The organism is Streptomyces sp. NPDC093261 (assembly GCF_044753645.1).
Taxonomy (GTDB): domain Bacteria; phylum Actinomycetota; class Actinomycetes; order Streptomycetales; family Streptomycetaceae; genus Streptomyces.
Genome location: NZ_JBIVNO010000030.1, coordinates 1 through 26,924 on the forward strand (window position 1 = coordinate 1; position 26,924 = coordinate 26,924).

26 protein-coding genes and 1 pseudogene are annotated in these 26,924 nt (G+C 71.2%); 16 read left to right on the plus strand and 11 right to left on the minus strand.

Going from position 1 to position 26,924, the window contains the following annotated elements:
- Nucleotides 1-167 (minus strand): annotated as a pseudogene (locus tag ACIP94_RS36025) (aldehyde dehydrogenase); the annotation flags it as partial.
- A gap of 304 nt (nucleotides 168-471) precedes the next feature.
- On the opposite strand from ACIP94_RS36025, the gene ligD reads away from it, so the two are divergent.
- From ligD to ACIP94_RS36040, 3 genes are all read left to right on the plus strand, one after another.
- On the plus strand, nucleotides 472-1,497 hold the full coding sequence (ligD, locus tag ACIP94_RS36030) for a non-homologous end-joining DNA ligase (RefSeq protein ID WP_402435558.1): 1,026 nt from the start codon (nucleotides 472-474) through the stop codon (nucleotides 1,495-1,497).
- Nucleotides 1,498-1,628: 131 nt separating this feature from the next.
- Complete coding sequence (locus ACIP94_RS36035) at nucleotides 1,629-2,567, plus strand: multicopper oxidase domain-containing protein (RefSeq protein WP_402435561.1); 939 nt, start codon at nucleotides 1,629-1,631, stop codon at nucleotides 2,565-2,567.
- A 110-nt stretch (nucleotides 2,568-2,677) separates the two neighbouring features.
- Nucleotides 2,678-3,733: a LacI family DNA-binding transcriptional regulator gene (locus ACIP94_RS36040; RefSeq protein WP_402435564.1), complete on the plus strand. Its 1,056-nt coding sequence runs from the start codon at nucleotides 2,678-2,680 to the stop codon at nucleotides 3,731-3,733.
- Between the two features lie 60 nt (nucleotides 3,734-3,793).
- Here ACIP94_RS36040 and ACIP94_RS36045 read toward each other — a convergent pair whose 3' ends face one another.
- Nucleotides 3,794-5,002: a glycoside hydrolase family 64 protein gene (locus ACIP94_RS36045; RefSeq protein WP_402435567.1), complete on the minus strand. Its 1,209-nt coding sequence runs from the start codon at nucleotides 5,000-5,002 to the stop codon at nucleotides 3,794-3,796.
- Between the two features lie 256 nt (nucleotides 5,003-5,258).
- Nucleotides 5,259-6,053 carry a VOC family protein gene (locus tag ACIP94_RS36050; RefSeq protein ID WP_402435570.1) on the minus strand — a complete coding sequence of 265 codons (795 nt, stop codon included), beginning with the start codon at nucleotides 6,051-6,053 and terminating at the stop codon, nucleotides 5,259-5,261.
- 275 nt (nucleotides 6,054-6,328) lie between these two features.
- On the opposite strand from ACIP94_RS36050, the gene ACIP94_RS36055 reads away from it, so the two are divergent.
- Together ACIP94_RS36055 and ACIP94_RS36060 are read left to right on the plus strand one after the other, a co-directional pair.
- Nucleotides 6,329-6,583: a WhiB family transcriptional regulator gene (locus ACIP94_RS36055; RefSeq protein WP_402435573.1), complete on the plus strand. Its 255-nt coding sequence runs from the start codon at nucleotides 6,329-6,331 to the stop codon at nucleotides 6,581-6,583.
- Between the two features lie 161 nt (nucleotides 6,584-6,744).
- On the plus strand, nucleotides 6,745-6,960 hold the full coding sequence (locus ACIP94_RS36060; protein ID WP_311694183.1) for a hypothetical protein: 216 nt from the start codon (nucleotides 6,745-6,747) through the stop codon (nucleotides 6,958-6,960).
- A gap of 43 nt (nucleotides 6,961-7,003) precedes the next feature.
- Here the strand turns inward: ACIP94_RS36060 and ACIP94_RS36065 are convergent, their stop codons facing one another.
- From ACIP94_RS36065 to ACIP94_RS36080, 4 genes are all read right to left on the minus strand, one after another.
- Nucleotides 7,004-7,471, minus strand: coding sequence for a hypothetical protein (locus ACIP94_RS36065; protein WP_402435576.1), 468 nt, complete (start codon nucleotides 7,469-7,471; stop codon nucleotides 7,004-7,006).
- 189 nt (nucleotides 7,472-7,660) lie between these two features.
- Nucleotides 7,661-8,635 (minus strand): acyl-ACP desaturase, encoded by a 975-nt coding sequence (locus ACIP94_RS36070; protein ID WP_402435579.1) that lies wholly within the window; start codon nucleotides 8,633-8,635, stop codon nucleotides 7,661-7,663.
- Nucleotides 8,636-8,863: 228 nt separating this feature from the next.
- Nucleotides 8,864-9,640, minus strand: a complete 777-nt coding sequence (gene ddaH, locus ACIP94_RS36075) for a dimethylargininase (protein WP_402435582.1) — start codon at nucleotides 9,638-9,640, stop codon at nucleotides 8,864-8,866.
- 297 nt (nucleotides 9,641-9,937) lie between these two features.
- Nucleotides 9,938-11,566, minus strand: a complete 1,629-nt coding sequence (locus ACIP94_RS36080) for an ABC-F family ATP-binding cassette domain-containing protein (protein WP_402435585.1) — start codon at nucleotides 11,564-11,566, stop codon at nucleotides 9,938-9,940.
- A gap of 348 nt (nucleotides 11,567-11,914) precedes the next feature.
- Here ACIP94_RS36080 and ACIP94_RS36085 point away from each other — a divergent pair, with 348 nt between their 5' ends.
- A complete protein-coding gene (locus ACIP94_RS36085; protein ID WP_402435588.1) occupies nucleotides 11,915-12,589 on the plus strand; it encodes a GPP34 family phosphoprotein in 675 nt (224 codons plus the stop codon).
- 46 nt (nucleotides 12,590-12,635) lie between these two features.
- Here the strand turns inward: ACIP94_RS36085 and ACIP94_RS36090 are convergent, their stop codons facing one another.
- Nucleotides 12,636-13,391, minus strand: a complete 756-nt coding sequence (locus ACIP94_RS36090) for a helix-turn-helix domain-containing protein (RefSeq protein ID WP_402435590.1) — start codon at nucleotides 13,389-13,391, stop codon at nucleotides 12,636-12,638.
- Between the two features lie 173 nt (nucleotides 13,392-13,564).
- On the opposite strand from ACIP94_RS36090, the gene ACIP94_RS36095 reads away from it, so the two are divergent.
- A complete protein-coding gene (locus ACIP94_RS36095) occupies nucleotides 13,565-14,821 on the plus strand; it encodes a prolyl oligopeptidase family serine peptidase (protein WP_402435595.1) in 1,257 nt (418 codons plus the stop codon).
- 104 nt (nucleotides 14,822-14,925) lie between these two features.
- Nucleotides 14,926-15,237: a hypothetical protein gene (locus ACIP94_RS36100; RefSeq protein ID WP_402435598.1), complete on the plus strand. Its 312-nt coding sequence runs from the start codon at nucleotides 14,926-14,928 to the stop codon at nucleotides 15,235-15,237.
- Between the two features lie 61 nt (nucleotides 15,238-15,298).
- Here ACIP94_RS36100 and ACIP94_RS36105 read toward each other — a convergent pair whose 3' ends face one another.
- On the minus strand, nucleotides 15,299-15,712 hold the full coding sequence (locus tag ACIP94_RS36105; RefSeq protein ID WP_402435601.1) for an SsgA family sporulation/cell division regulator: 414 nt from the start codon (nucleotides 15,710-15,712) through the stop codon (nucleotides 15,299-15,301).
- Between the two features lie 265 nt (nucleotides 15,713-15,977).
- Between ACIP94_RS36105 and ACIP94_RS36110 the strand changes: the two genes are divergently transcribed.
- From ACIP94_RS36110 to ACIP94_RS36120, 3 genes are read left to right on the plus strand one after another with little or no spacing between them, the layout of a single operon-like run.
- Nucleotides 15,978-17,069 (plus strand): WD40/YVTN/BNR-like repeat-containing protein, encoded by a 1,092-nt coding sequence (locus tag ACIP94_RS36110; protein ID WP_402435604.1) that lies wholly within the window; start codon nucleotides 15,978-15,980, stop codon nucleotides 17,067-17,069.
- Nucleotides 17,070-17,124: 55 nt separating this feature from the next.
- Nucleotides 17,125-17,448, plus strand: a complete 324-nt coding sequence (locus ACIP94_RS36115; RefSeq protein WP_402435607.1) for a plasmid stabilization protein — start codon at nucleotides 17,125-17,127, stop codon at nucleotides 17,446-17,448.
- Between the two features lie 32 nt (nucleotides 17,449-17,480).
- Nucleotides 17,481-18,188, plus strand: coding sequence for an endonuclease V (locus ACIP94_RS36120; RefSeq protein WP_402435610.1), 708 nt, complete (start codon nucleotides 17,481-17,483; stop codon nucleotides 18,186-18,188).
- A 30-nt stretch (nucleotides 18,189-18,218) separates the two neighbouring features.
- Here ACIP94_RS36120 and ACIP94_RS36125 read toward each other — a convergent pair whose 3' ends face one another.
- On the minus strand, nucleotides 18,219-19,394 hold the full coding sequence (locus tag ACIP94_RS36125) for a saccharopine dehydrogenase family protein (RefSeq protein ID WP_402435612.1): 1,176 nt from the start codon (nucleotides 19,392-19,394) through the stop codon (nucleotides 18,219-18,221).
- A gap of 247 nt (nucleotides 19,395-19,641) precedes the next feature.
- Between ACIP94_RS36125 and ACIP94_RS36130 the strand changes: the two genes are divergently transcribed.
- Genes ACIP94_RS36130 through ACIP94_RS36145 form a run of 4 tightly spaced genes read left to right on the plus strand, consistent with a single transcriptional unit; the run spans nucleotide 19,642 to nucleotide 24,406 of the window.
- On the plus strand, nucleotides 19,642-20,781 hold the full coding sequence (locus tag ACIP94_RS36130; RefSeq protein WP_402435615.1) for a CaiB/BaiF CoA transferase family protein: 1,140 nt from the start codon (nucleotides 19,642-19,644) through the stop codon (nucleotides 20,779-20,781).
- Nucleotides 20,778-20,972, plus strand: a complete 195-nt coding sequence (locus ACIP94_RS36135; RefSeq protein ID WP_402435618.1) for a hypothetical protein — start codon at nucleotides 20,778-20,780, stop codon at nucleotides 20,970-20,972. The genes ACIP94_RS36130 and ACIP94_RS36135 overlap by 4 nt, the downstream gene beginning before the upstream one ends.
- Complete coding sequence (locus tag ACIP94_RS36140) at nucleotides 20,969-22,183, plus strand: acetyl-CoA C-acetyltransferase (protein ID WP_402435621.1); 1,215 nt, start codon at nucleotides 20,969-20,971, stop codon at nucleotides 22,181-22,183. The genes ACIP94_RS36135 and ACIP94_RS36140 overlap by 4 nt, the downstream gene beginning before the upstream one ends.
- Before the next feature lie 42 nt (nucleotides 22,184-22,225).
- Nucleotides 22,226-24,406, plus strand: coding sequence for a 3-hydroxyacyl-CoA dehydrogenase NAD-binding domain-containing protein (locus ACIP94_RS36145; RefSeq protein WP_402435624.1), 2,181 nt, complete (start codon nucleotides 22,226-22,228; stop codon nucleotides 24,404-24,406).
- 48 nt (nucleotides 24,407-24,454) lie between these two features.
- Here the strand turns inward: ACIP94_RS36145 and ACIP94_RS36150 are convergent, their stop codons facing one another.
- Nucleotides 24,455-25,180 carry a MerR family transcriptional regulator gene (locus ACIP94_RS36150; RefSeq protein WP_402435627.1) on the minus strand — a complete coding sequence of 242 codons (726 nt, stop codon included), beginning with the start codon at nucleotides 25,178-25,180 and terminating at the stop codon, nucleotides 24,455-24,457.
- Nucleotides 25,181-25,436: 256 nt separating this feature from the next.
- Between ACIP94_RS36150 and ACIP94_RS36155 the strand changes: the two genes are divergently transcribed.
- A complete protein-coding gene (locus ACIP94_RS36155; RefSeq protein WP_402435630.1) occupies nucleotides 25,437-26,903 on the plus strand; it encodes an amino acid permease in 1,467 nt (488 codons plus the stop codon).
- Nucleotides 26,904-26,924 lie beyond the last annotated feature (21 nt).

Below are 26,924 nucleotides of genomic sequence, written 5' to 3' on the forward strand. Positions count from 1 at the left end.
GTGCGGCCGGGCTCGAACGAGGTGCGGCCCTCGTACATGTGCAGGTCCGAACCGCAGATGTTGGTGGTGGTGATCTTGACGATGATGTCGCAGGGATGTTCGATCTTCGCGTCCGGTACGTCCTTCACGGCGACCGTTCGCGGGCCTTCATATACCGCTGCCTTCATAATTGCTCCCTTGGGTGCCGCGCGGCATGACCGCAGCGCGGCGGTGATTGGAGACGGCGCGGAGAGCCTGGCTCCCGCGAGTCCGTGCGACGGGGTCCGTGGCTCCGGCATGGTGCTGTGGGCCGTTCACCCGGTTCAGCTCGGGTGGCTCCGCCGCCGGGCCGTCAGGCGGAGCCCGGCGCTCCGGAGGCGTGCCGTCCGAGTCCCCCTCGGCCCCGCCCCCGAAACGACGACGCACCGATCCGGACACCGATACGAGAAGCCCGGTATGCGGGGTGTGTCCCGTGCGCCTACCGTGGCTCGCATGGGTGATGCGGTGGAGCTGGAGGTGGCCGGTCGGACCGTACGGTTGTCCAGTCCGGGCAAGGTCTTCTTCCCGGAGCGCGGCTTCACCAAGCTGGACCTCGCGCAGTACTACCTGGCCGTCGGCCCCGGCATTCTGCGCGCGCTGCGTGACCGGCCCACCACGCTGGAGCGCTACCCGGACGGCGTGACCGGCGAATCCTTCTTCCAGAAGCGGGCGCCCAAGAACATGCCCGACTGGATCCCCACCGCCCACATCACCTTTCCGAGCGGCCGCAGCGCCGACGAGATGTGCCCCACCGAAGTCGCCGCCGTGGTGTGGGCCGCGCAGTACGGCACGCTCACCTTCCATCCGTGGCCGGTGCGCCGCGACGACGTCGACCACCCCGACGAACTCCGCATCGACCTCGACCCGCAGCCCGGCACCGACTACGCCGATGCGGTGCGCGCCGCCCATGAACTGCGCGCCGTCCTCGACGAGTTCGGCGGGCTGCGCGGCTGGCCCAAGACCTCCGGCGGCCGGGGGCTGCACGTTTTCGTGCCCATCGAACCGCGCTGGACCTTCACCGTGGTGCGCCGCGCCGCCATCGCCGTGGGGCGCGAGCTGGAGCGCCGGATGCCCCGGCACGTGACCATCGCCTGGTGGAAGGAGGAGCGGGGCCAGAAGATCTTTCTCGACTACAACCAGACGGCGCGCGACCGCACCATCGCCTCCGCCTATTCCGTACGCCCCCGGCCGCACGCCCCGGTGTCCGCGCCGCTGCGCTGGGAGGAGCTCCCCGACGCGGTGCCCGAGGACTTCGACCTGGCGACCATGCCGGAGCGGTTCGCGCGCCTCGGTGATGTCCACGCGGACATGGACGACCATGCCTTCTCCCTGGAGGCGCTCCTCGATCTGGCCCGCCAGGACGAACACGACCACGGCCTCGGTGATCTGCCCTATCCGCCGGAGTATCCGAAGATGCCGGGCGAGCCGAAGCGGGTCCAGCCGAGCCGGGCCCGGCGGGACGGCACCCAGCCGACATAGGACAAGTGCTGATATGCGGGAAATGCAAGGTATTTGTCCTCAATGAGGATAAGATCCCTTCATGCCGCTACCGTTCAGGTGTGTCCCGGCGGCTCTTCTCCGTGAAATCGGTACAGGATGGGGAGTCCGGCATGGACAGACGCAGCTTCAATCGCCGGATGCTGCTGGGTAGTGCGGCCGTTGCGACATCGCTCTCCGTGACCCCGGAGGCCGCCGGTACGCCGCTGCGTACGGCGTCCCCCGGAGGCAGGGTCAGGCACATCACGCTGTACGCCGAGAGGTTGCCCGACGGGCAGATGGGCTACGGCCTGCAACCGGGGAAGGCCACCATCCCCGGTCCGCTGATCGAGCTGATCGAGGGGGACACGCTGTACATCCACTTCGTGAACACGATGGATGTCTCGGTGAGCCTGCATGTGCACGGCCTGGACTACCAGATCTCCCAGGACGGAACCCGCTGGAGCCGGAGCGCGGTACGGCCGGGCGGCACCCGCACCTATGTCTGGCACACCCACACCCCCGGCCGCCGTGCGGACGGCTCCTGGCGGGAGGGCAGCGCGGGCTACTGGCACTACCACGACCACATCGTCGGCTCGGACCACGGCACCGGCGGTATCCGCAGGGGCCTGTACGGGCCGGTGATCGTGCGCCGCGCGGGCGACATCCTCCCCCTCAGGACGCATACGATCGTCTTCAACGAGACCATGATCAACAACCGCACCTCGCGCTCCGGCCCCGACTTCACGGCGACGCTCGGGGACCGCGTCGAGTTTGTGATGATCACGCACGGCGACGCCTTCCACACCTTCCATATGCACGGCCATCGTTGGGCACACAACCGCACCGGTCTGCTGAACGGACCCAACGATCCGAGCCCGATCATCGACAACAGGGCCGTGGGCCCCGGAGACTCGTTCGGCTTCCAGGTCATCGCGGGGGAGGGCGTCGGGCCGGGGGCGTGGATGTACCACTGCCACGTGCAGCACCACGCCGACAAGGGCATGGCCGGGCTGTTCCTGGTGAAGAACCCGGACGGAACGATTCCGACCTATGAGGAGCACCAGCACTAGAGGGCTCCGGAGGGCTGGGCGGTACCGGCCGTGCCCGGCGAAGAGCGCCCTCAGCGGGCGGAGCGGCGCGGGCTATCCTGATCCGCGACCGCCGAGGGAGGGGGCACCACGTGACCGAGTCCGCGCCGCGTCCCACCCTGGAGGCCGTGGCCGCCCGGGCCGGGGTCTCGCGGGCCACCGTGTCCCGGGTCGTCAACGGCGGGGACGGCGTGCGCCGGCCCCTCGTCGAGCGCGTGCGCCGGGCCGTCGAGGAACTCGGGTATGTTCCGAACCAGGCCGCGCGGAGCCTGGTGACCAGACGGCACGACGCGATCGCCGTCGTGATCGCCGAACCCGAGACCCGGGTCTTCGCCGACCCCTTCTTCGCCCTGCAACTGCGCGGTATCAGCAAGGAGCTGACGGCGCACGACTCCCAGCTCGTGCTGCTGCTGACCGAGGGACGCGCCGACCACGCCCGGGTCGGCCGGTATCTCGCCGGCGGCCATGTCGACGGCGCCCTCGTCTTCTCGCTGCATCTGGAGGACCCGCTGCCCGAGCTGGTCCGGCGTGCCGGGGTCCCGACGGTGTTCGGCGGGCGGCCCGGCTGGGGTGACGGCACGGGCGGCGCCGTGTACGTGGACAGTGACAACCGCGGCGGGGCCCGTGAGGCCGTACGCCATCTCGTGGGCCTCGGCCGACGCCGCATCGCCCACATCACCGGGGCGCTCGACCAGACGTCCGCGGTGGACCGGCTCGACGGGTTCCGGGACGTCATGGTCGACGCCGACCCGCGGCTGATCGCCGAAGGGGACTTCACCCCGGCCGGCGGCGAACGCGCCATGCGCCGGCTGCTGGAGGACTGCCCGGACCTGGACGCCGTGTTCGCCGCGAACGACCTGAGCGCGTCCGGCGCCCTCCGTGTGCTGCGCGCGCGGGGGCGGCGGGTGCCCGACGACGTCGCCGTCATCGGCTTCGACGACATGCTGCCGGTCGCGGAGCATTCCGACCCGCCCCTTACGACGATCCGTCAGGACACAGAGGGGATGGGGCGGCTGATGGCGCGGCTGCTGCTGTGCGCAGTGGACCGGCGCGGTGGCGCGCCGGACCCGGGCGGCGCGCCCGTCGAGGGGGAAACGCCGTCCAGTGTGGTGCTGCCGACGACCCTGGTACGGCGCGCGTCCGCGTGAGGGCGGGCCGGCATCGGCTTGCGGGGGCAGGACGGTTGCGAGCGGCGCGCGGATCGGGCGTCACGCGCCCACGGTCACCGTGAAGCGCCTCGGGTTGCCGTCGTACGCCGCCCCCGACACATCCGGCTGGCCGTCCGGGCGCACGTCGTCGTAGGGGAACGCGTATCCGATCGGAGTGTTCGCGTGCACGACCCGCGCCCAGTGGTTGGTCACCGGGCTCTGGTAGTAGTCGGCGGCGCTCACGCCGCCCGGCTGGTCGGGGTGAGTGAGCATGAGCGAGCGGTTGAAGCCGGCGGCGAGGCGGGCGAGCAGCGCCTTGCGGTCGTCCGGGTCGCCCGGGTTGTTGGCGAAGGGACCGTGATTGCAGGTGAAGATGTCACGCGAGGTGGGCTTGGCGAAGCTGTGCCCGCCGGTGAAGGTGAGGGTGTCCCCGCTGACCCGTCCGGTGAACACGCCCCTGCCGCCCTGCAGATCGATGCGCAGATCGGTGCCGCGGTACTTCTGCCAGACCTGGTCGACGTAGGCGGTCCACAGGTCGCGGAAGGGCATCCTGTCGGGCTGGTCGAAGTACGGCGCCATCAGGCTCTGCGGGGAGATGACCCGGAGCACCTTCCCGTCGGAGCCACGGACCACGAGCCGATCCCAGGGCTGTCCGTCCTTCGCGGCCTGGGCCGTCAGGTCCGAGGCGATCCGGTCCACCGCTCCGTTCGGCAGCGGTGCGACCGTGTGCGTGGCGTCGCCCTCCAGGGTGAGCCCGATCGGGAGCGCGGTGACCAGGTCGACATAGCTGATGTTGGCGTAGAGCTGGCTGGAGTTGAAGGTGAACTCGCAGAACGACCATGTCTTGCCGTAGTTGGGATCCGCGGGCGTCGCGAACGCCGGCTCGACCAGGGCGGGGCCCGGGTTGAGGAAGAAGGTGAGGGTGTCGTCGCGGACGAAGTAGATCCGGGCGCCGTACATCTGAGGCAGGGTCAGCACCTTCGGGGACGAGCCCGCGGGGCCCAGCGGGATGGCGCAGTCGACGGGCAGCGGGGTCCCGGGCGCGGGGGGCGAACTCGGGCGGTAGACACTGCCGTCCGCCCGAAGGAGCAGCCATCCGCCCGTCGACTGCTCGTGCCCGGTCACATAGGCGCGGACGGTGCCCGGCAACGAGGCGTTGCTCAGGGCGAGTTGGCAGGTGGCGGGGGCCGCCTGGGCGGCCTTGGAGGCGAGGACCCCGGAGGCCGCGGCTGTGGCGGCTCCGGTCAGAAACACTCGACGCGATATCACCGGTCGTCTCCCGGAGGTGTGGGGGTGAGGACCGCAGGGACGGTCGGGGGGAGGGGGTCCCTGCGGTGCGCTCCACTGTTCCCAGAGGACGTTGAGGCGTCAAGGGTTATGACTGAGAGCGCTCTCGAAAATTTTATGTGTTCAAGAAGTGATGGCAACTCCCGTGAAACACATGCGGCGTTGGGGCCCCGCCCGTCCCTGGCGCTTGGGCGGTGGTCCCGGGCGTTCACACCCGACCCGGCCCGCCCCGGCAGGATCAGCCCTGCTGTCGAGGGGCGCTCTTCAGCACCGCGAAGTGCGCTCCGTAGGGGTCGGTGAGCCTGGCGACACGGCCCACCCCTTCGAGGTCCGTCGCCGGCATCCGGACCGTGCCGCCGAGCTCCAGGGCCCTGCTCGCCGTCGCGTCCGCGTCCGTGACGGCGAAGTACGGCAGCCAGTGGGCGTCGGACCCCGCTTCCAGGGGATCGTCGGCCAGCGGTACGAGGCCGCCGAACATGGTGTCCGCGTCCGCGCCCTCGGGAGTGATGCAGGTGTAGGTGCCGCCGGGGAAGGGCACGCCCTCGGTCTCCCAGCCGAGCACCCGGTGGTAGAACGCGGCGGCGCGGGCGATGTCCGGGGTGTACAGCTCGACCCAGCACAGCGCCCCGGGGGAACCGGCCACCTCGATGCCCTTGGTCCGCGCCGGCTGCCAGATGCCGAAAGGCACGCCCGCGGGGTCGGCGAGAATGGCCATGTGGCCCTCGCCCATGACATCCATGGGCTGGACACGCACACTCCCACCGGCCTGCTCGGCCGCCTTCACCGTGGCCTCCGCGTCGGAGCTCTGGAAGTAGATGGTCCAGGAGGGCGGCCCCTGCTCCTCGGTGATCTCCATACCGCCGGCCGCCGTCCTGCCGGAGAGCTGGAAGAAGCCGTACTCCCCGGCCTCGGGGCCCGCCGACTCGAACTGCCAGCCGAAGAGGCCGCCGTAGAAGGAGACGGCGCCGTCGATGTCCGGGGTGCCGACATCCAGCCAGTTCGGGACGCCGTCGACGAAGCGGGTGGTGAGCATGACTGCCCTCCTTCGAGGGTCCCCGGTGCCTGCACTGCCGAGTCTTGCACCGCCCACTGACAATTGCCGCCGCAGTTGCGGGTTCGGTCCCGGTGACGGTCGGTGACCGGTAGAGTGGGTTTGCGTGGCGGCCCTTTGCTCGCGCACGATGCCGCGCGCCGCCGTGCGTCGCCCCCTTCGGCGAGGCCACCATGGGAGCCGTGGACGGGGCCCCGGGGACAAGCGTTGATCGCGCGTTGATCAGACGTTTTTCGCGGCGCGACACGCTCTCGGCCATGCACATCGAAGCGAGCACTGCGTCCGACATCGCCTGGCAGGAGCAGGCGCTGTGCGCGCAGACGGGGGCCGATTTCTTCTTCCCGGAGCCGGGCAGTTCGGTGCGGGAGGCCAAGCGGATCTGTGGACTGTGCGCGATCCGTTCCGCGTGTCTCGAGTACGCGCTCGCCCATGACGAGCGGTTCGGAGTCTGGGGCGGGCTGTCCGAGAAGGAGCGGCTGCATCTGCGGCGGGGGCGGGAGAACAACGGTTGAGGGCCGGCCGGACCGTCGTGGGAGACGGCGGACCGGCCCGCCGGGCGGCGCGCGGGTGCCGTCAGGTGCGACGGCGTGGGAGTGTCGTCGGATACGAGCGGCGGTCGTCGCCCGGGGCCCGTCCGGATGCGCGTCCGGGCGCGCGGGACGATGCTGGAGACATGTCCGGACGGGCTCCTGTCATCGTTCATCCACCGTCGGGCACCGGCGGCCGACGAGTGACCGCGCGCGGGGAGAGTCTGGGGCTGGCGTTCTCGGACGAGGACGTGATCGAGTTTCTGGGCCGGGCGGGCCTGCCCGATGCCGAGGACCTGCTCGACGATCCCGCATGGGTGAAGTGGCGCGGAGCGGAGGCGCACCACTACGAGGCCGTGTAGGGATCTTCACCAAGCCGTGCGGGACTCGCCGGCCACCGGTCCGCTAGTCCTCGCCGAGCGGAGTGAGTATCGCGAGCGTCTCGTAGGCCTCGCGCAGCGCCAGTCGCAGCAGGAGCGGCTGATGCAGGGACCCGCACGCGTCCGGGGGAACGATCCACTCCAGGGAGCGGGCCGTCCGGTGCGGCGGGGGCACCGCGACCCACGCCCCCCTGCCCACATGCCGGACCCCCTCCCCGGACCAGTGGCCGGCGGGATCCGGTGGCACGAGGAAGCCCACCCGCTGCGCCGCCGAGTCCACCAGCGTCGGACCGGGGGTGTGCACCGGGTCGTACCACAGGATGTCCAGGGTGATCAGGCCGAGTTGGCGGGGGACGCTCACCAGGTCCCAGTGGTGCCCGGCCTCCATCAGCACCGTTCCGTCACCCGAAAGCCACGCCCGCTCGTCCGCCCGAGGGTCCGGCGTGGCGGTCGCACGCCACTCCACGCCGTGTGTCCACATCGCATTCGTCATGAGCAGCTCCAGGGGCTCACCCGGCCCGACCAGGCGTAGTAAAGGACTGGGCCGGGGTGAATGCCCTCGGGAACACCAACCGGCATATTCATGCTGGGGGATGGTGCTCCCGGGCAAAAGGGTGGCGCGGCCTGGCGTTTGCCGCGGAAACGTCACGGCATCGTGAGCGGCGGGCGCCGGCCACCCGCGCTACGCCCCCGCGCGCGCCGCCATGCGAGCCTTGCGCGCCGCCAGCCGCTCGTCGAACTTCAGGGCCTCGGCGTTGAGCCCGTCCAGGTACAGGCCGAGTTCCTCCTGGGCCCGGCGGCCCTCGGGGCCGAGACCGTCGATCTCCAGCACCTTCAGAAAGCGCAGCACCGGCTGGAGCACGTCGTCGTGGTGGATGCGCAGGTTGTAGACCCCGCCGATCGCCATCTGCGCGGCGGCGCGCTCGAAGCCGGGGATGCCGTGGCCCGGCATGCGGAAGTTGACCACGACATCCCGGACGGCCTGCATGGTGGGGTCCGGCGCTATCTCGAACGCGGCCTTCACCAGGTTCCGGTAGAAGACCATGTGGAGGTTCTCGTCGGTCGCGATACGGGCGAGCATCCGGTCGCAGACCGGGTCGCCGGACTGGTGGCCGGTGTTGCGGTGCGAGATGCGGGTGGCCAGCTCCTGGAAGGCGACGTACGCGACGGAGTGCAGCATCGAGTGCCGGTTGTCCGACTCGAAGCCCTCGCTCATGTGCGCCATGCGGAACCGCTCCAGCTGGTCGGGATCGACCGCGCGCGAGGCGAGCAGATAGTCGCGCATCACGATGCCGTGCCGGCCCTCCTCGGCGGTCCAGCGGTGCACCCAGGTGCCCCAGGCCCCGTCACGTCCGAAGAGGGTGGCGATCTCGTGGTGGTAGCTGGGGAGGTTGTCCTCCGTCAGCAGATTGACGACCAGCGCGATCCGGCCGATGTCGGTGACCTTGGACTGCTCCTTCTCCCAGGCCGTGCCGTCCTCGAAGAGGCCGGGGAAGTTGCGGGCCTCGCTCCACGGCACATACTCGTGTGGCATCCAGTCCTTGGCGACCTGCAGATGGCGGTTCAACTCCTTTTCGACCACTTCCTCCAGGGCGTGCAGCAGCCGGGCGTCGGTCCAGGCGGACGGGCTGCCGAGGTCGGGGGAGGTGATCGTCACGGGAACTCCAGGGGACGCTGAACAATCCGGCGAGGGGCTGCCGGGAACCTACGGGATCGTAGGCTACGAGGCCGTAGGTTACGAACCCGTAGGTTAAGCGCGCTGTAAAATCGTGCTCCGGCGGGGGTCGTCATGAGGCGTCAGACGGGGAACGCGGCTGCCGACGGGCATGCCGGGGACCCGTGGGAGCGGGGACCGCGGGGCCGGGGAGACAGTCTGCTCGGCGGGTCAGCTGTACAACCCCCGCAGGCGTACCGAGAGGCATGTCACACAGCCCTCGAGCTTCTCGAACTCGCTGATGTCCACGAGGACCGGCTCGTGCCCGAGGTCGGCGAGCAACTCGGCCGTCCTCGGGGCGCTGTCCGCCATGAGCAGCTTGCCGCCGCCCAGCAGGACGACATGCGCACCGGACTCCTCCGGCACCGGCAGGAAGCGCGGGAACAGCGCCGGCTTGTCCACGAGCGGCACATGGCCGATGACGGTGCCGTCGGGCAGCGCGGTGACCGCCGACTTCAGGTGCAGCACCCGGGTGACCGGCACGGCGACCACCCGGGCGCCCAGCGGTTCGAAGACCGCGCGCGCCTGCTGGATCGCGGCCCCGTTGGTACGGCCGCTGCGGCCGACGTAGATCGTGTCGTCGACCTTGAGGATGTCGCCTCCGTCGAGGGTGCCCGGCTCCCAGATCCAGTTCACCGAGCAGCCGAGCCGGGCCACGGCCTCCTCGACGCCCGCCGTCTCCCCGCGCCGGGACTCGGCGCCGGGCCGGGCTATCAGTGCCACGTTCTTGTACATCACCACCGCGTCCTCGACGAACACCGAGTCCGGGCAGTCGTCCGCGGGTTCCACCTCCACGGTCTCCCAGCCGTGCGTGCGCAGAGCCTCCGTATACGCCTCCCACTGCTCCAGAGCACGGTCGACGTCGACCTTCTCCCGCTGGACGTGCGTGACCAGCCCCTCGGCGAGGCGGGGGCTCGGTCGGCGGACGAGGGCCTTCTTGCTCGGCACGTGGAACTCCGTCTCGGCTGATGGTGTCGCCCACCATCATGCGGGGCCGTTCCCCGGGCACAAAGCCCCCGGTTCGCACCTCCTCCTGCCCGGCACACCACCCGCACACGCATCGGCTACGCGCCTGCCCACGCGCCCGCGCGCCCTGTGGCGGTGCGTGGGAGGACTCGGAGCCCCGCACACGCCGGGGAGGACTCGGAGCCCCGCACATCCCGGGGAGGTGCGGAGCGCCGCACCCCCGGGGGCTGGGCCCCACGGCCCGGTGTCCCTGCGCACCCGGGCCCGGCGGCCCCGCCCCTACCCCGGTCGCCCGGCGGCCTCCGGCGTGGTCTCCGTGAGTTCGCCGTCGAGCAGCAGCCAGCGCGTGATGCCGATCGACTCCAGGAACGGCATGTCGTGCCCGGCCACGATCAGCGCCCCCTCGTACGACTCCAGGGCCGTGGTGAGCTGCCGCACGCTCGCCATGTCCAGGTTGTTGGTGGGCTCGTCCAGCATCAGCAGTTGCGGCGCCGGCTCGGCGAGCATCAGCGCGGCCAGGGCGGCACGGAAGCGTTCGCCGCCGGACAGGGTCCCGGCCGGCTGGTCGGCCCGCGCGCCACGGAACAGAAAGCGGGCCAGCCGGGCCCGGATCCGGTTGTCGGTGGCGCCCGGCGCGAACCGCGCCACGTTCTGCGCGACCGTCAGCCCGTCGTCGAGGACGTCCAGCCGCTGTGGCAGGAAGCGCAGCGGCACATGCGCCCTCACCTCGCCCGACATCGGCTCAAGCTCGCCGGCGATCGTCCGCAGCAGGGTGGTCTTGCCCGCGCCGTTGCGCCCGATCAGCGCGATCCGCTCGGGACCGTGCAGATCGAGGCTGCCGGCCACCCGCGCGCCGTACGTCAGTTCCAGATCCCTCAGCGTGAGCACCGACCGTCCCGGCGGGACCGCCGTGTACGGCAGGTCGACACGGATCTCGTCGTCGTCCCGTACCGCACCGGCCGCCTCGTCGAGGCGCTCCCTGGCCTCGGCGAGCCGGTCCTCGTGCAGGATGCGGTGCTTGCCCGCGGACTCCTGAGCCGCCCGCTTGCGCGCTCCCATGACGATCTTGGGTTCGCGTTTGCTGTCCCACATCCGCTGGCCGTACCGCTTGCGGCGGGCCAGCTTGACCTGTGCGTCGGCCAGTTCCCGCTTCTGCTTGCGGAAGTCCGCCTCGGCGACACGCACCATGCGCTCGGCCGCCTCCTGCTCGATCGCGAGCGCCTCCTCGTAGGCGGAGAAGGTGCCGCCGAACCAGACGATCTCTCCCGAGCGCAGGTCCGCGATCTGGTCGACCAGGTCCAGGAGTTCACGGTCGTGGCTGACCACGACCATCACCCCCGACCATGCCTCGACCGCCGCGTACAACCGTCGGCGCGCATACAGGTCGAGGTTGTTGGTGGGCTCGTCCAACAGGAGCACCTCGGGGCGGCGCAGCAGCAGCGCGGCCAGCCGCAACAGGACGGACTCGCCGCCGGAGACCTCTCCGATGGTCCGGTCCAGGCCGATGTGACCGAGACCGAGTTCGCCGAGCAGCGCCTCGGCGCGCTCCTCCACGTCCCAGTCGTCGCCTACGGCCGTGAAGTGTTCCTCAGCCACATCGCCCGCCTCGATGGCGTGCAGTGCGGCGCGCTTGGCGGCGATACCGAGCGCCTCGTCCACGCGCAGCGCGGTGTCGAGCGTGACGTTCTGAGGCAGACAGCCGACCTCGCCGGTGACGCGCACCGTGCCGCCGGAGGGGGCGAGTTCACCGGCGATCAGCTTCAGCAGGGTGGACTTGCCCGCTCCGTTGACGCCGACGAGCCCCGTGCGGCCGGAGCCGATGGTGAGCTGGAGGTCGTCGAAGACGGACGTGCCGTCGGGCCAGGAGAAGGACAGGGCGGTGCAGGTGATGGCAGGGGTGTGTGACATGCGGGCCTCGCGACTGCTCGAAGGGGGTGGGGCAACGCGTGTGAGACACCGCAGGGGGACGGCCCGTGGACACGGGAAGGGCCCCGCACCGGATGACGGGACGGCTCGTACGCCGAGGTCGCACGCGACGCACACGGGCGCGAACAGCGCTGTGTGACGCGGTGTCTCAGAACCTCAGACGAGCAACGTCCTTCTCCCATCGACGGCAACAGGACCGTGGTCCACGGTAGGAACGGGCCCCAGGGGTGTCAACGCATTAATGGCGGCCCCGCTCGCGTCCCGGCATTCGTAGGCGCGTCCGAACGGGGCACCCGTATTCCGCATCGAACCCGCGCGCAAGGAGGCCTCGTGTCCGACGGCTCCCCCTCGCTGCCCGCCCGCCTGTATCTGCTCGCCTGGGACCCCGGCCGGCGCAGGCCCGGCCGGGGTCCCGGGCTCGCCCCTGTGGTGCGGGCGGGCGCCCTCACCGAGCTGGCGTGGCGCGGGCTGCTCGTCGACGTGGACGGCGTGGCCACCCCGCGCGATCTCGACGCCCACAGCGGCGATCCCGTCCTGGACGGACTCCTCGAACTCGTCATGGAGTCCCGGCCCCGTCCCTGGGAGTCCTGGGTGACGTGCTACGCCGGCGTCACCCTCGACGCCGTCCCCGCGCAGCTCGCCGCCGCGGGCTTTCTGCGCGCCGACAGCAGGAGGGGGTTCGGGATTTTCCGGCCGGTGAACTACGCGCTGGAGCGGGCGCAGACGGTGGAGGCGCTGCAACGGCAGACGCGGCGGACGCTCACGGGCCCCGAACCCGTCGCCGAGGTCTCCCAGCGGGACGCGGCCCTCGTGGCCCTGGCCGCAGCGGCCGGAGTGCCGACGGTGGTGAGTCCCGCGGACCGCGAACGGCATGGGGAGCGGATCGCGGCCCTGACGCTGCGCGGGAGCGGCGCGGTGCCCGCGCTGGGGAAGGTCCTGCTCGGTGTGCGCACGGCTGGTGACGAGGCGGTCCGGTGGGATCGCGACGGGGTCGGCTCAGGGTGAAGGATCCGGCGCGGGCACGACGGGCCGTGACCGCCGGGACGGCTGTCTATCCGCGATCGGAGCTCGGCGTGGCGGTGCCGCCTGAGGTCGTTTGGGGTTTCGTGTAGAGGATGTCGCGGGCCTGCTCCGCGGCGCGGGCCATGCTCTCGGAGACGAAGTCGACGAAGCGGGCGATGTTCTCGAGGCGGGCGGCGGCCGGGGTGTCGGGGCCGAGGATGGAGACGCCCTGCCGCGCGGTCTCGGCGAGCTGGGCGTTGGACCGGGCGCTGGCGATCATTCCCTGGTACCAGACGTCGTTGTCGACGACGTAGCGCTCGCGGCGGCGCTCGTCGCGTTCCCGGCGGATGAGGCCCTGGCTTTCGAGGAACGTGATCGCCTTGGAGACGGACGCCGGGCTGACCTGGAGGTGCCGGACGAGTTCGGACGCGGTGAGGCTGCCCGCGTCGGTGGTGTAGAGGCAGGTCAGCACCCGGGACATCATCTTGGGCAGGCCCTGTTGCATGAGGAGGGTGGTGAACATCTCCTCGTACTCGCGCACGGCCTCGGCGTCGCGTCCGTGGGCCTGCGGGGGAGTCTGCGGGCCTCGGGGCGCGGCCCGTCTGCGCCGGTGTGCGCGGCGTTCGGTGGCGCGGTGGGCCAGGTCGGCACGGTAGGCGGTGGGCCCGCCGTTGCGCATCACCTCACGCGTGATCGTCGAGGTGGGGCGGTCGAGACGTCTGGCGATCTCCGCGTAGGCGAGCCCGTCGGCCACCCCCAGCGCGATCTGCTGGCGTTCCTGCTGGGTGAGCCTGCCTCCCGGCATCGCGATCTCCCTTCACGCTCCCTTGATGCGTCCAGCATAGCGTTCACTCCCAATCCAATGCAACGAACAGGGTGGCGGACGTTGCGTTGAAATCAAGTCTATTGCAATGAATGTTATGGCTCTACCTGCATCAACCTCAGTCGTGTGCAACGAGTTTGTTGCTGAATCCATGAATGCAACGTAGCGTTTCCCGGGTCAGAAACAAGCCGGACGGCTGGGGCCACCTGTACCGGTACGACCTGCGCACAGGCGCGCTGCTCGGGCAGGTCACCTCCGGGCAGTGGGCGGTGCGGCAGATCCTGCGTGTCGACGAGGCCGAGCGGGCGGTGTACTTCACCGCCTCCGGGCTGGTCGAAGAGGATCCGTACCGGCGTACGGTGTGCCGGGTCGGTCTGGACGGCTCCGGCTTCGTCAAGGTCACCGACGACGAGCTGGACCACGTCGTCACCATGCCGGACGACCCGGAGTACTTCATCGACTCCGCGTCCGCCGTCGACACCCCGCCGGTGACCCGAGTCCGTGACTGGGCCGGGCGGGTGCTGGTCGAGCTGGAGCGCGCCGACACCAGCAAGCTCACCGCCATCGGCTGGACACCGCCGGAACGCTTCCGCGTCAAGGCGGCCGACGGGGTGACGGACATCTACGGGGTGCTGTACCGGCCGCGGGGATTCGACCCCGCCCAGCGCTACCCGGTCGTGGACACCATCTACCCCGGCCCGCAGGTCAACCGGGTCGCCCCGTGCTTCGACCCCGGCGGCATGGGCCTTGACGCGGAACCCATCGCGGCACTGGGCTTCGTGGTGGTGGCGCTGGACGGGCGAGGCACCCCCGGGCGGAGCAAGTCCTTCCACGACGCCTCCTACGGCCGCCTGGCCGACGCGGGCTGCCTTGCCGACCACGCCGCGGCGCTGCGGCAGCTCGCCGAGACCCGGCCGTGGATGGACCTGGGCCGGGTGGGCGCGTTCGGCCATTCCGGAGGCGGGTTCGCCGCGGCACGGGCGATGCTGGACTTCCCCGAGGTGTACCAGGCCGGCGTCGCCCTGTCCGGATACCACGACGCCCGCTTCTTCAACCAGGCCTTCGTGGAGGCCTACGACGGCGCGGACAACCCCGAGGCCTGGGCCCGTACCTCCAACGTGGACATCGCGGACCGACTGGGGGGCAAGCTCCTGCTCATCCACGGCGAACTGGACGACCAGGTCCACCCGGCCCACACACTGCGGCTGGCCGACCGGCTCATCGCCGCCGACAAGGAATTCGAGCTGCTCATCGTGCCGGGGGCGGAGCACATGTTCATCGACTGCCTGGCCTACGTCCGCAAGCGCTGCTGGGATTTCCTGGTGCGCGAGCTGATGGGCGCGCAGCCACCCGCCTACCGCCCCACCCCCATCGCCCTCGGCCCCGAGTTGCTCGGCGAGCTGTTCGGCTGAGCGCGGCACCACGGCCTCACGCTGCTCGGTTACTTCCGGCCGGCCGTGAAGTCCAACCCGGCCCCGAAGTAACCACCAGGACGGCGCGGGCCGCCTCCCGCGCCTTGTCCCGCCCGAGGGCGGCGTACTCCGACACCGCGTCGGCGTACGCCGCTCCGTCGGCGTTCCCGGTCATCCGCCGGGCCGGCCCGCGGACGTCGTCGGCCAAAACTCCCCTGGCGCAGGCCGTCCATGGTCTCGTCCTCCGCGCCGCGCGGGAGCCGCCCGGCACGGGAACCTGCGGGACACCGGCCGGTGAACTCTCCTGCGACGAGCCGAACGAGCCGAAGGAACTGAACGAGCCGAAGGAACTGAACGAGCCGAACGAACTGGACGAACTGGACGAGCTGAACGACCTGCCGGGCACGTGCCGTTGAGCACCGTCCGCGGCACCTCTCCTGGGCGGCACGGGGCGCCCGGTACCGCCGCGGGGTGAGTTCACGCGTCCCGCATCAGTTCCGCCAGGTCGTGGTCCAGGTCCACCTGAAGATGCTCCAGACCGACCGGTACCAGCTCCGTGGTCCGCCGCAGGAAACGCCGGACCTCCTCGGAATGGACGTGCACCACGGCCGTGCCCTCCGGGGCGTGGAACTCCAGGACGGTGCGGTCGTAGCCGTAGGGCCGCACCCGGACGTCGCCGTGTCCCTCGGGGCCCTCCAGGCCGGCCGCGAGCAGCTCGCGGGCGAAGGTCCAGCAGACCTCGACGCCCTCCAGGGTGGCGGGGGCCGGGAAGGTCATACGGACGGCGAACGGGTCACGCCGGTCGTAGTGGAGCATGGCCGGAATGCTGGGCATCCTCGGCGCGGCGGCGACGAGACGGGCCTCCACGGGCTGCTCGATGAGGGTGGTCAACGCCTTGCTCCCTTGTGACGGCTGGACGGACTTGGGCGGATGGGGCCGGGCACCTGGAGAGACGATGGAATCGGCCAATCCGTGCACATGAATAGCGAGTGACCTCTGTCACCGAGACCATGCGCCTGAGGCGGGTGTTGTGATCGAGACGGTCCTGCGGTCCCCGGTACACCGGAAAGGACACCGGGCACGGATGCTCGGTTCCCCGGCGAGGCCATCTGGACGGCACCGGGCCGGTGGGCTAACTTCGCGCGCCATGACGGGCATGGGGAGCAGGGGACGTACGGGCCGGACGGTGGCCGCGGCAGTGTGTGTGTCGGCGCTCGCCGCGTTGTCGGCGGCACCCGCGCAGGCGCACGGGGCACGGCGGCCGGTGCCGCACTGGCAGCTCAAGGACACGGGCACGGACGTCCGCTTCCGCGGGCTGTCGGCGGTCAGCCGGGACACCGCCTGGCTTGCCGGGTCCAAGGGCACCGTGCTGCGCACCACGGACGGCGGCGCGCACTGGCAGAACGTCTCCCCGCCGGGCGGTGTGGATCTGGAGTTCCGTGACGTCGAGGCGTTCGACGCCCGGCACGCGGTGGTGCTGGCCATCGGCGAGGGCGAGGCCTCCCGGCTGCTGCGCACCGACGACGGCGGGCGGACCTGGACCGAGCCGTTCCGCAACACCGACGCCAAGGCCTTCTACGACTGCCTCGCCTTCTTCGACCGGCGCCACGGCCTCGCCGTGAGCGACCCGGTCGACGGCAGGTTCCGTCTCCTGTCCACCAGCGACGGCGGCCGCTCCTGGACGGTGCTGCCCGACGCGGGGATGCCCGCCGCCCAGGACGGCGAGGCCGGCTTCGCGGCCAGTGGCCAGTGTCTGGTCACCTCGGGGCCGCACGATGTGTGGCTCGCCACGGGCGGCGGTGAGCACGCGCGCGTGCTGCACTCCGCGGACCGCGGCGTGACCTGGACGGCCGCGGACACCCCGGTCCCGGCGGGCGATCCGGCACGCGGTGTGTTCGCCCTCGCCTTCCGCGACCGCACCCACGGCCTGGCGGTCGGCGGCGACTACCGCGCCGACCAGCCGTCACCGCGGTCAGCCGCGGTCAGCCGGGACGGCGGCCGCACCTGGACGCCCGCCGCCGAGCCCCCGCCGGCCTACCGCTCCGGTGTCACCTGGCTTCCGCACAGCCGCACGGCCGCGCTCGCCGTCGGCCCGTCCGGCACCGACCTCACCACGGACGGCGGCCGCACCTGGAGGACCGTCGACACGGGTTCGTACGACACGGTGAACTGCGCCGCCGACCGGGCCTGCTGGGCTTCCGGCGAGAAGGGCCGGGCCGCCCGTCTGGAGCCCAGCCCTGAACGGTGACCCCGCAGAACAGGGGTACTCGGCCGGCATCCGCACCGAGAGGAAGTGACCGGTCATGCCACGCGGCTCCAGCCCCAAGCGGGAACGTCAGTACGAGCACATCAAGGAGAGCGCGCTCGACCGGGGGGAGAGCAGAGATCGCGCCGAGGAGATCGCGGCGCGCACCGTGAACAAGGAACGCGCCCGCGCCGGCGAGTCCAAGACCGCGAGCCGCACGTCCCTCGAGGACATGTCGTCCGGCAGGCGAGGCGGACAGCGCTCCGGCCACGGCTCCCAGGGACCGACCTACGACCAGCTCTACGAGGAGGCCAAGCAGCGTAACATCCGAGGGCGTTCGGACATGAACAAGAGCGAACTGAAGCGTGCGCTGGGCAAGTGACACCGAGCCGCGACCGTACGCTCGACACCACCATGACGATCGTACGCATCCCCGCGGGATGGCCCGTGAGCGAAGAGGAAGCCCGGGCCGCACAGGACGAACTGCGCGGCCGGGTGGTCCTCGGCGAGCCGGGGCCGCCGCCCGGAACCGGCCGGGTGACCGGGGTCGATGTCGCCTACGACGACGAGCGCGGCGTCGTCGCGGCGGCGGCCGTCGTGCTGGACGCGGCCACGCTCGCCGTCCTCGCCGAGGCCACCGCCGTCGGCGAGGTCTCCTTCCCCTATGTGCCCGGCCTGCTCGCCTTCCGCGAGGTGCCCACCGTGCTGGCCGCCCTGGAGGCCCTCGACCAGGACCCCGGGCTGGTGGTGTGCGACGGCTACGGCCTCGCCCATCCGCGCCGCTTCGGACTGGCGAGCCACCTCGGCGTGCTCACCGGGCTGCCCACGATCGGCGTGGCCAAGAACCCCTTCGCCTTCACCTGCGAGGAGCCGGACGCGCCGCGCGGCAGCACGAGCCCCCTCCACGCCGGTGCGGAGGAGGTCGGCCGGGCCGTGCGCACCCAGGCGGGCGTCAAACCGGTGTTCGTCTCGGTCGGACACCGCGTCGGCCTCGACCACGCCTGCGCCCACACCCTCGCGCTGGCACCCAGGTACCGCCTCCCCGAGTCCACCCGGCGCGCGGACGCGCTGTGCCGCCGCGCCCTGAAGGAGACGGTGGGCCGAGCGGGCACGCCGGACTGATCGCGCCGCCGGGCTCCCGACGCTCCGGCGCTACTGTCGCGCCGCCACCCGGAAGGTGATGCCCGCCGCGCGGAGGCGCTCGATCAGGGTGTTGCCCAGGGCCTCGGCGGTCGTCACCTGGCCGGAGGTGGGCGGCAGATCGTCGAGCGCGAGCGACAGGGCCGACTCGGCGAACATCTTCGCCGTCTCGTCATAGCCCGGGTCCCCGCCCGCGACCTCCGTGAACACGCGCCGCCCCCCGCCCTCGCCCACGAACCGCACCGTGAACCAGCTCCTGGCCCGCTTCTCGGGATCCGGCCCGTCCCCGGGCCTCAGCCGGGTCGACAGCCACCGCCGGGCGGGCGGCAGCTGCGCGGCCGTGAACAGCGCGCCCACCGCCATGACCCCGCCCAGCGCGTAGGGGAGGGTCTCGACCGCCGCGTAGTGCCGGTAGCGGAAGTCGGGCCCGTACCGCTCCAGCACCCGGGCCGAGCGGCGCACCACCTGGGCGTCGACGGTGGGCAGCGGCAGCGCCCAGGCACCGACCTCCTTCGCGAACCGCGGTGCGCCGAGGGGAGCCTGCGCCCGCCGGCCCAGCAGCCGCGGCTCGTGGCGTCCGCGGTCCCGGGCCGCCGCCAGCAGCTGGGGCCCGCGCGCCATCTGGCCGAGCGCGGAGGCGAATGTGCCGCCCGAGAACATCGCCTCCGCGCGGACGAATCCGTCGACCCTCAGCGGCACCCCCTCGGGGAGTTGCTGGACGGTGAAGTACGCCCCCAGGTCGTGCGGAACGGAGTCGAACCCGCACGAGTGCACAAGGCGTGCCCCCGTCTCCCGCGCGCGTGCGTCGTGCCGCACATAGACGAGGTCGACGAACTCGGCCTCGCCGCTGAGGTCCAGATAGTCGGTGCCCGCGTCGGCGCAGGCGGCCACCAGTTCCTCGCCGTACTCCAGATAGGGCCCGACGGTGGTGGCGACCACGCGCGCGGAGCGGGCGAGTTCCCGCAGGGACTGAGGGTCCGCGACATCCGCCCGCAGCACTCCGGGCTCGGCCGACCCGGCCAGTCGCTCCCGCAGTCGCTCCAGTTTCCCGGTGCTGCGGCCCGCCAGGGCCCAGCGCAGCCCCTCCGGGGCGTGCGCGGCGAGGTAGTACGCGGTGAGCGTACCCACGAACCCCGTGGCGCCGAACAGCACGACGTCGTACGCGCGCTCCGTCTTCAGCCTGCCCATGACACCTCTCCGCCCGTGCCGTTGTCGGTGGCTGAGGCTAGCGTGAGAGCCGAGCCATCGAGCGACGAGGTCGGTGAGAGGCCCGCGACCAGGTGGTTCGCCCATCCGGGTGGCGGCCGGGGCGGCCGGCCGGAGGTTGCGTGATTCCATTCGACTAAGCGCTTGCTCGTCCAGGTATTGCCCGCACTGGAACACGTTCTTAACATCGGTGGTGTCACATCGGTGATGTCACGAGGCTGGGGGCCTGATGGCAGTGGCAGGATCGCCGGGGCAGGGGCCCCTGACCGGCGTGCGTGTCGTCGAGCTGGCGGGCATCGGCCCCGGCCCGTTCGCCGCCATGCTCCTGGCCGACCTCGGCGCGGATGTCGTACGGGTCGAGCGGCCGAACGGCTCGGGCCTCGCGATCAACCCCGACTTCGACGTCACCAACCGCAACAAGCGCTCGGTGATCGTCGACCTCAAATCCGGGCACGGCCGTGACAGCGTCCTCGACCTGGTGGAGCGCGCCGACGTCCTCATCGAGGGCTACCGCCCCGGCGTGGCCGAGCGCCTGGGCGTCGGACCCGAGACCTGCCACGCCCGCAACCCGAGACTCGTCTACGGGCGGATGACCGGCTGGGGCCAGGAGGGCCCACTGGCCCCGCGCGCCGGGCACGACATCGCGTACATCGCGGTCACCGGCACGCTCGGGCTGATCGGCGCCCCGGACGCGCCGCCCGCCATCCCCGCCAACCTCGTCGGTGACTACGCGGGCGGGTCGCTCTATCTGGTCGTCGGTGTCCTCGCCGCCCTCCACCACGCCCGCGCGACGGGCGCCGGACAGGTCGTGGACGCGGCGATCGTCGACGGGGCCGCGCATCTGGCCTCGATGATCCACGGCATGCTCGCGGCCGGTGGTTGGCAGGACCGCCGCGGCGTCAACCTCCTCGACGGCGGCTGCCCCTTCTACGGCACATACGAGACGGCCGACGGCCGGTACATGGCGGTGGGCGCCCTCGAGCCGCAGTTCTACGAGGAGTTCATGGATCTTCTGGGCCTCGGCGACCAGGCGCCGGCGCGCAAGGACGTGGCCCGCTGGGGCGCGCTGCGGGAGGCCGTCGCCGCCCGTTTCAAGACACGCACCCGTGACGAGTGGACCGCCCGCTTCGAGGGCTCCGACGCCTGTGTGGCGCCCGTCCTCTCCCTCCGCGAGGCCCCGGCCCACCCCCATCTCGCCGCCCGCGGCACCTTCACCGACCACGGCGGCATCACCCAGCCGGCGCCGGCACCCCGCTTCTCGGTCACCCCGACGGCGGTACGCGGCGGACCGGCACAGCCCGGCGCCGACACCGAGGAGGTCGCGCGGGACTGGGACGTACCCCGGCTCGTACGGGAGGCCGACGGATGACGCCCTGGAACGAGTCCCTGAGCGAGCCCCCGTACGAGCCCCTGAGTGAATTCCCGTACGAGCCCCTGAGCGAGCCCCCGGCCGGCACCGACGGCCGTATCCCGACCATCCACGACCGGATCACCGGGATCATGACGAGGACCTCCGGTCGTCCCACGCTCGGCCGACCCTCCCGAAAGGCGTACCAGTGAGCACCGAAGCGTATGTGTACGACGCGATCCGCACCCCGCGCGGACGCGGCAAGGCGAACGGCGCCCTGCACGGCACCAAGCCCATCGACCTGGTGACCGGACTCATCCACGAGGTCCGGCGGCGGTTCCCGGACCTCGATCCGGCCGCCATCGACGACATCGTGCTCGGAGTCGTGGGCCCGGTCGGCGACCAGGGCTCCGACATCGCCCGCATCGCCGCGATCGCCGCCGGGCTGCCCGACACCGTGGCCGGCGTCCAGGAGAACCGCTTCTGTGCGTCCGGCCTGGAGGCCGTCAACCTGGCCGCCGCCAAGATCCGCTCGGGCTGGGAGGACCTGGTGCTGGCGGGCGGCGTGGAGTCGATGTCGCGGGTGCCCATGGCCTCCGACGGCGGCGCCTGGTTCGCCGACCCGATGACCAACATGGCCACCAACTTCGTGCCGCAGGGCATCGGCGCCGACCTGATCGCCACCCTCGAGGGCTTCTCCCGGCGGGACGTCGACGAATACGCGGCGCTGTCCCAGGAGCGGGCCGCGGCCGCCTGGAAAGACGGGCGCTTCGAGAAGTCCGTGGTCCCGGTGACGGACCGCAGCGGCCTTGTCGTCCTCGACCACGACGAGCACATGCGGCCGGGCACGACGGCCGACTCGCTCGCCAAGCTGAAGCCGTCCTTCGCGGACATCGGCGAGCTCGGCGGCTTCGACGCGGTGGCGCTGCAGAAGTACCACTGGGTCGAGCAGATCGACCACGTCCACCACGCGGGCAACTCCTCGGGCATCGTGGACGGCGCGGCCCTCGTCGCCATCGGCTCGAAGGAGGTCGGCGAGCGCTACGGCCTGCGGCCCCGGGCCCGGATCGTCTCGGCGGCGGTGTCCGGCTCCGAGCCGACGATCATGCTGACCGGCCCCGCGCCCGCCACCCGCAAGGCGCTCGCCAGGGCCGGGCTGACGATCGACGACATCGACCTGGTCGAGATCAACGAGGCGTTCGCCGCGGTCGTGCTGCGCTTCGCGAAGGACATGGGCCTGTCCCTGGACAAGGTCAACGTCAACGGCGGCGCCATCGCCCTGGGACACCCGCTCGGCGCGACGGGCGCCATGATCCTCGGCACGCTGGTGGACGAGCTGGAGCGACAGGACAAGCGGTACGGGCTGGCCACGCTGTGCGTGGGCGGCGGCATGGGCATCGCCACCATCGTCGAGCGCGTCTGACCTTCCCCCAACGGATCGAACGGATCTTACGGAGCACCCCTGATGAGCACTGAGCCCACCACCATCCGCTGGGAGCAGGACGCCACCGGCGTCGTCACCCTCGTCCTCGACGACCCGAACCAGTCCGCGAACACCATGAACCAGGCGTTCAGGGAGTCGATCGCGGCGGTCGCCGAGCGCGCCGAGGCCGAGAAGGACTCCATCCGCGGCATCATCTACACCTCCGCGAAGAAGACCTTCTTCGCCGGCGGCGATCTCAAGGACATGATCAAGGCCGGCCCGGAGGACGCCCAGCAGGTCTTCGAGACCGGTCTGGCGATCAAGAGTTCCCTGCGCCGTATCGAGACCCTCGGCAAGCCGGTCGTCGCGGCGATCAACGGCGCGGCCCTGGGCGGCGGCTACGAGATCGCGCTCGCCTCCCACCACCGCATCGCCCTCGACGCCCCCGGCTCCAAGATCGGCCTGCCGGAGGTCACGCTCGGCCTGCTCCCGGCGGGCGGCGGCGTCACCCGCACGGTGCGCCTGATGGGTATCACCGACGCGCTGCTCAAGGTGCTGCTCCAGGGCACGCAGTACTCGCCCCGGCGCGCCCTGGAGAACGGGCTCGTCCACGAGGTGGCCGCCACCCCCGAGGAGATGCTGGACAGGGCCCGCGCCTTCATCGACGCCCACCCCGAGTCGCAGCAGCCCTGGGACAAGCCGGGCTACAGGATCCCGGGCGGTACGCCGTCCAACCCGAAGTTCGCCGCCAACCTGCCCGCCTTCCCGGCCAATCTGCGCAAGCAGCTGAACGGCGCCCCCTACCCGGCGCCGCGCAACATCCTCGCGGCGGCCGTCGAGGGATCCCAGGTCGACTTCGAGACCGCCCTGACCATCGAGGCGCGCTACTTCACCGAGCTGGTCACCGGGCAGACCGCCAAGAACATGATCCAGGCGTTCTTCTTCGACCTCCAGGCCGTCAACTCCGGCGCCAACCGCCCGCAGGGGATCGAGCCCCGCCAGGTCCGCAAGGTCGCCGTCCTCGGCGCCGGGATGATGGGCGCGGGCATCGCCTACTCGTGCGCCCGTGCCGGCATCGAGGTCGTCCTCAAGGACGTCTCCCAGGAGGCCGCCGCCAAGGGCAAGGGCTACTCCGAGAAGCTGTGCGCCAAGGCGGTCGCCAAGGGACGTACGACCCAGGAGAAGGCGGACGCCCTGCTCGCCCGGATCACGCCCACCGCCGAGGCAGCCGACCTCGCGGGCTGCGACGCCGTCATCGAGGCCGTGTTCGAGGACCCGGCGCTCAAGCACAAGGTGTTCCAGGAGATCGAGCACATCGTCGAGCCCGACGCGCTGCTGTGCTCCAACACCTCCACCCTGCCGATCACGGTGCTTGCCGAGGGCGTGGAGCGGCAGTCCGACTTCATCGGGCTGCACTTCTTCTCGCCCGTCGACAAGATGCCGCTCGTCGAGATCATCAAGGGCGAGCGGACCGGTGACGAGACGCTGGCTCGCGCCTTCGACCTGGTCCGGCAGATCAACAAGACGCCGATCGTCGTCAACGACTCACGCGGCTTCTTCACCTCCCGGGTCATCGGCCACTTCATCAACGAGGGCGTCGCGATGGTGGGCGAGGGCATCGAGCCCGCCTCCATCGAGCAGGCCGCCGCGCAGGCGGGCTATCCGGCCAAGGTGCTGTCCCTGATGGACGAGCTGACGCTCACCCTGCCGCGCAAGATCCGGGCCGAGTCGAAGCGGGCCGTCGAGGAGGCGGGCGGCACCTGGACCCCGCACCCGGCCGAGGCCGTCATCGACCGGATGGTCGACGAGTTCGGCCGCCCCGGCCGCAGCGGCGGCGCCGGCTTCTACGAGTACGGCGAGGACGGCAAGCGCGGCCGGCTGTGGCCGGGCCTGCGGGAGCACTTCACCAAGCCCGGGCACACGATCCCGTTCGAGGACATGCGGGAGCGCATGCTGTTCTCCGAGGCGCTGGACACGGTCCGGCTCCTGGAGGAGGGCGTGCTGACCTCCGTCGCCGACGCCAACATCGGCTCGATCTTCGGGATCGGCTTCCCCGGCTGGACGGGCGGTGTCCTTCAGTACATCAACGGCTACGAGGGCGGCCTGCCCGGCTTCGTAGCCCGCGCCCGGGAGCTGGCCGACCGCTACGGCGAGCGGTTCACGCCGCCCGCGCTGCTGGTGGAGAAGGCGGAGAGGGGCGAGCGCTTCACCGACGCGCGCTGAGCCGGCCAGGGGACTTCGGGGCCCGGTCGCTGCACCGGGCCCCGCCGTTCAGGACTCCCGCGCCTGCCCCTCGTCCGGGAGCCACTCGCGCAGCTCCTCCCGCAGGGAGCGCTGGAACGTGGTGAGCAGGGCCTCCACCACCAGCGGCTGCATATGGGCCGAGAGCGACTTCACCTCCCTGGAGTCGCGCTCGGCGACCGCGTCACGCAACAGCCGCGACAGCTCGCGCGCCGCCGTACGCGAGTGCTCCATCAGCACACTCCGGGCAGCGAGGACCGTGTCCAGACCGAGGGGCACGTCGAGCAGCTCGACACCGAGCCGCAGCAGCCCCGGATCCACGCGGTACGCGTCCTCGTCCTCGTCCTCATCCGGGACGGCGACGCTCATCGCCGCCAGCCGCTCCAGGTCCTCCTCGCCGAGCGGCCGCCCCGCCTGCCGCTGAAGCTCCTCACGTGTCATCGTCTCGACGGTGTCCGGCGCCCAGGACGCCACCACGGCTCGATGGATGGCGAGGTCCCGCGCGCTCAGGTCCACCGGCAGCCGCCGCAGATGTCGCTCGATCGCGGCCAGGGTCATGCCCTGGCGCTGGAGCTCCTCGATGAGCGCGAGCCGGGCCAGGTGCGTCTGCCCGTAGTGACCCACCCGCCGGGGGCCGATCACAGGCGGCGGAAGCAGCCCCTTGGCGCTGTAGAAGCGGACGGTGCGGACCGTGACGCCCGCACGCGCGGCCAGCTCGTCGACGGTGAGCGTCGGCTCCTCGGACTCGGTCGTCATGTGCAGCAGTATCGCTGTCCCACCACCGCTGTGACACCGGACCGGACACGGCATGGCCATGTGACGAACGGGCGACGGGAACGTGGCGATCATGTGAGAAGTGCCGCTATGTGATGTGCGCCATCGCAAACGGGGCGATCTCTGGGGGAAAGTGGCGCATTGGTCTGTGCCGCGTCAGCGGCGCCCCGGGCCGAGCCCCATCCGGACACCCGCCGCATCATCCCTGCGCCGGGGGCACCAGAGAGTAGATCCACTCGTGAGCAAGGACGCCGTGAACACGGCTGCGGTTGCATCCCACCAGGATGTGGCCCGGACGCCCGCGGACGCGGGCGATGCCGGCTACAGCAAGGACCTCAAGGCCCGCCACGTCAACATGATCGCGATCGGCGGAGCGATCGGTACCGGCCTCTTCCTGGGCGCCGGCGGCCGGCTGCACAACGCCGGGCCCGCCCTCGCGCTGGCCTACCTGGTGTGCGGCGTCTTCGCCTTCTTCGTCGTCCGTGCCCTCGGTGAGCTGGTGCTCTACCGGCCGTCCTCCGGGTCCTTCGTGTCGTACGCGCGCGAGTTCCTGGGCGAGAAGGGCGCCTACGTCGCCGGCTGGATGTACTTCCTCAACTGGTCGACGACCGGCATCGCGGACATCACCGCGATCGCGCTGTACACGCACTACTGGAGTTTCTTCACCTCCATCCCGCAGTGGATGCTCGCCCTGGTCGCCCTCGCGGTCGTGCTGGCCGTGAACCTGATCTCGGTGAAGATCTTCGGTGAGATGGAGTTCTGGTTCGCGATCATCAAGGTCGCCACGCTGGTGAGCTTCATGTTCGTCGGCATCTTCCTGCTGGCCACGCAGCACAAGGTCGACGGTCAGACGCCGGGTCTGAGCGTGATCAGCGACCACGGCGGTGTCTTCCCGCACGGCATGATGCCCGTCGTCCTCGTGATGCAGGGCGTGATCTTCGCCTACGCGGCACTCGAGCTGGTCGGTGTCGCCGCGGGTGAGACCGCCGAGCCGGAGAAGGTCGTCCCGCGCGCGGTGAACTCGATCATGTGGCGTGTGGGTCTCTTCTACGTCGGATCGGTGGTCCTGCTCGCGCTGCTGCTGCCGGGCTCGGTGTACTCCGGGGACGAGAGCCCCTTCGTCACCGTGCTGTCGAAGATCGGCGTCCAGGGCGCCGGCGACGTGATGAACCTGGTCGTCCTGACCGCCGCGATGTCCTCGCTGAACTCCGGCCTCTACTCCACCGGCCGCATCCTGCGCTCGATGGCCATGGCGGGTTCGGCGCCCAAGTTCACGGCGCGGATGAACCGCAGCCAGGTCCCGTACGGCGGCATCCTGCTCACCTGCGCGGTCTGTGTGCTCGGCGTCGGCCTGAACTACCTCGTGCCCAGCCAGGCCTTCGAGATCGTGCTGAACGTGGCGTCCCTCGGCATCATCAGCACCTGGGTCATCATCATGATCTGCCACCTGATCTTCGTCCGCCGCGCCAAGGCGGGCCTGGTCACCCGGCCGTCCTTCCGGCTGCCCGGCAGCCCTGTGACGGAGATCGTGACCGTGGCCTTCCTGGTGGCCGTGCTCGGCCTGATGTGGAACGACCCCGAGGTCGGCCGCAAGACGCTGCTGCTCATCCCGGTGGTGGCCGTGATGCTCGTCGGCGGCTGGTTCGCACTGCGCCGCAGGATCGAGACGGCCACGGACCAGGGGCTGGACAACCTGACGAAGTAGCGGCACGACGGCTGACGGTGC

Bases quoted from the DNA above. Each gene is read 5' to 3' on its own strand.
- ACIP94_RS36150 (WP_402435627.1), bottom strand. From the start codon at position 25,180: ATGACGACCGAGTCCGAGGAGCCGACGCTCACCGTCGACGAGCTGGCC.
- ACIP94_RS36115 (WP_402435607.1), top strand. From the start codon at position 17,125: ATGCCACGCGGCTCCAGCCCCAAGCGGGAACGTCAGTACGAGCACATC.
- ACIP94_RS36060 (WP_311694183.1), top strand. From the start codon at position 6,745: ATGTCCGGACGGGCTCCTGTCATCGTTCATCCACCGTCGGGCACCGGC.
- ACIP94_RS36065 (WP_402435576.1), bottom strand. From the start codon at position 7,471: ATGACGAATGCGATGTGGACACACGGCGTGGAGTGGCGTGCGACCGCC.
- ACIP94_RS36035 (WP_402435561.1), top strand. From the start codon at position 1,629: ATGGACAGACGCAGCTTCAATCGCCGGATGCTGCTGGGTAGTGCGGCC.
- ACIP94_RS36095 (WP_402435595.1), top strand. From the start codon at position 13,565: ATGCAACGTAGCGTTTCCCGGGTCAGAAACAAGCCGGACGGCTGGGGC.
- ACIP94_RS36135 (WP_402435618.1), top strand. From the start codon at position 20,778: ATGACGCCCTGGAACGAGTCCCTGAGCGAGCCCCCGTACGAGCCCCTG.
- ACIP94_RS36090 (WP_402435590.1), bottom strand. From the start codon at position 13,391: ATGCCGGGAGGCAGGCTCACCCAGCAGGAACGCCAGCAGATCGCGCTG.
- ACIP94_RS36125 (WP_402435612.1), bottom strand. From the start codon at position 19,394: ATGGGCAGGCTGAAGACGGAGCGCGCGTACGACGTCGTGCTGTTCGGC.
- ACIP94_RS36145 (WP_402435624.1), top strand. From the start codon at position 22,226: ATGAGCACTGAGCCCACCACCATCCGCTGGGAGCAGGACGCCACCGGC.
- ACIP94_RS36050 (WP_402435570.1), bottom strand. From the start codon at position 6,053: ATGCTCACCACCCGCTTCGTCGACGGCGTCCCGAACTGGCTGGATGTC.
- ACIP94_RS36080 (WP_402435585.1), bottom strand. From the start codon at position 11,566: ATGTCACACACCCCTGCCATCACCTGCACCGCCCTGTCCTTCTCCTGG.
- ligD (WP_402435558.1), top strand. From the start codon at position 472: ATGGGTGATGCGGTGGAGCTGGAGGTGGCCGGTCGGACCGTACGGTTG.
- ACIP94_RS36130 (WP_402435615.1), top strand. From the start codon at position 19,642: ATGGCAGTGGCAGGATCGCCGGGGCAGGGGCCCCTGACCGGCGTGCGT.
- ACIP94_RS36055 (WP_402435573.1), top strand. From the start codon at position 6,329: ATGCACATCGAAGCGAGCACTGCGTCCGACATCGCCTGGCAGGAGCAG.
- ACIP94_RS36110 (WP_402435604.1), top strand. From the start codon at position 15,978: ATGGGGAGCAGGGGACGTACGGGCCGGACGGTGGCCGCGGCAGTGTGT.
- ACIP94_RS36120 (WP_402435610.1), top strand. From the start codon at position 17,481: ATGACGATCGTACGCATCCCCGCGGGATGGCCCGTGAGCGAAGAGGAA.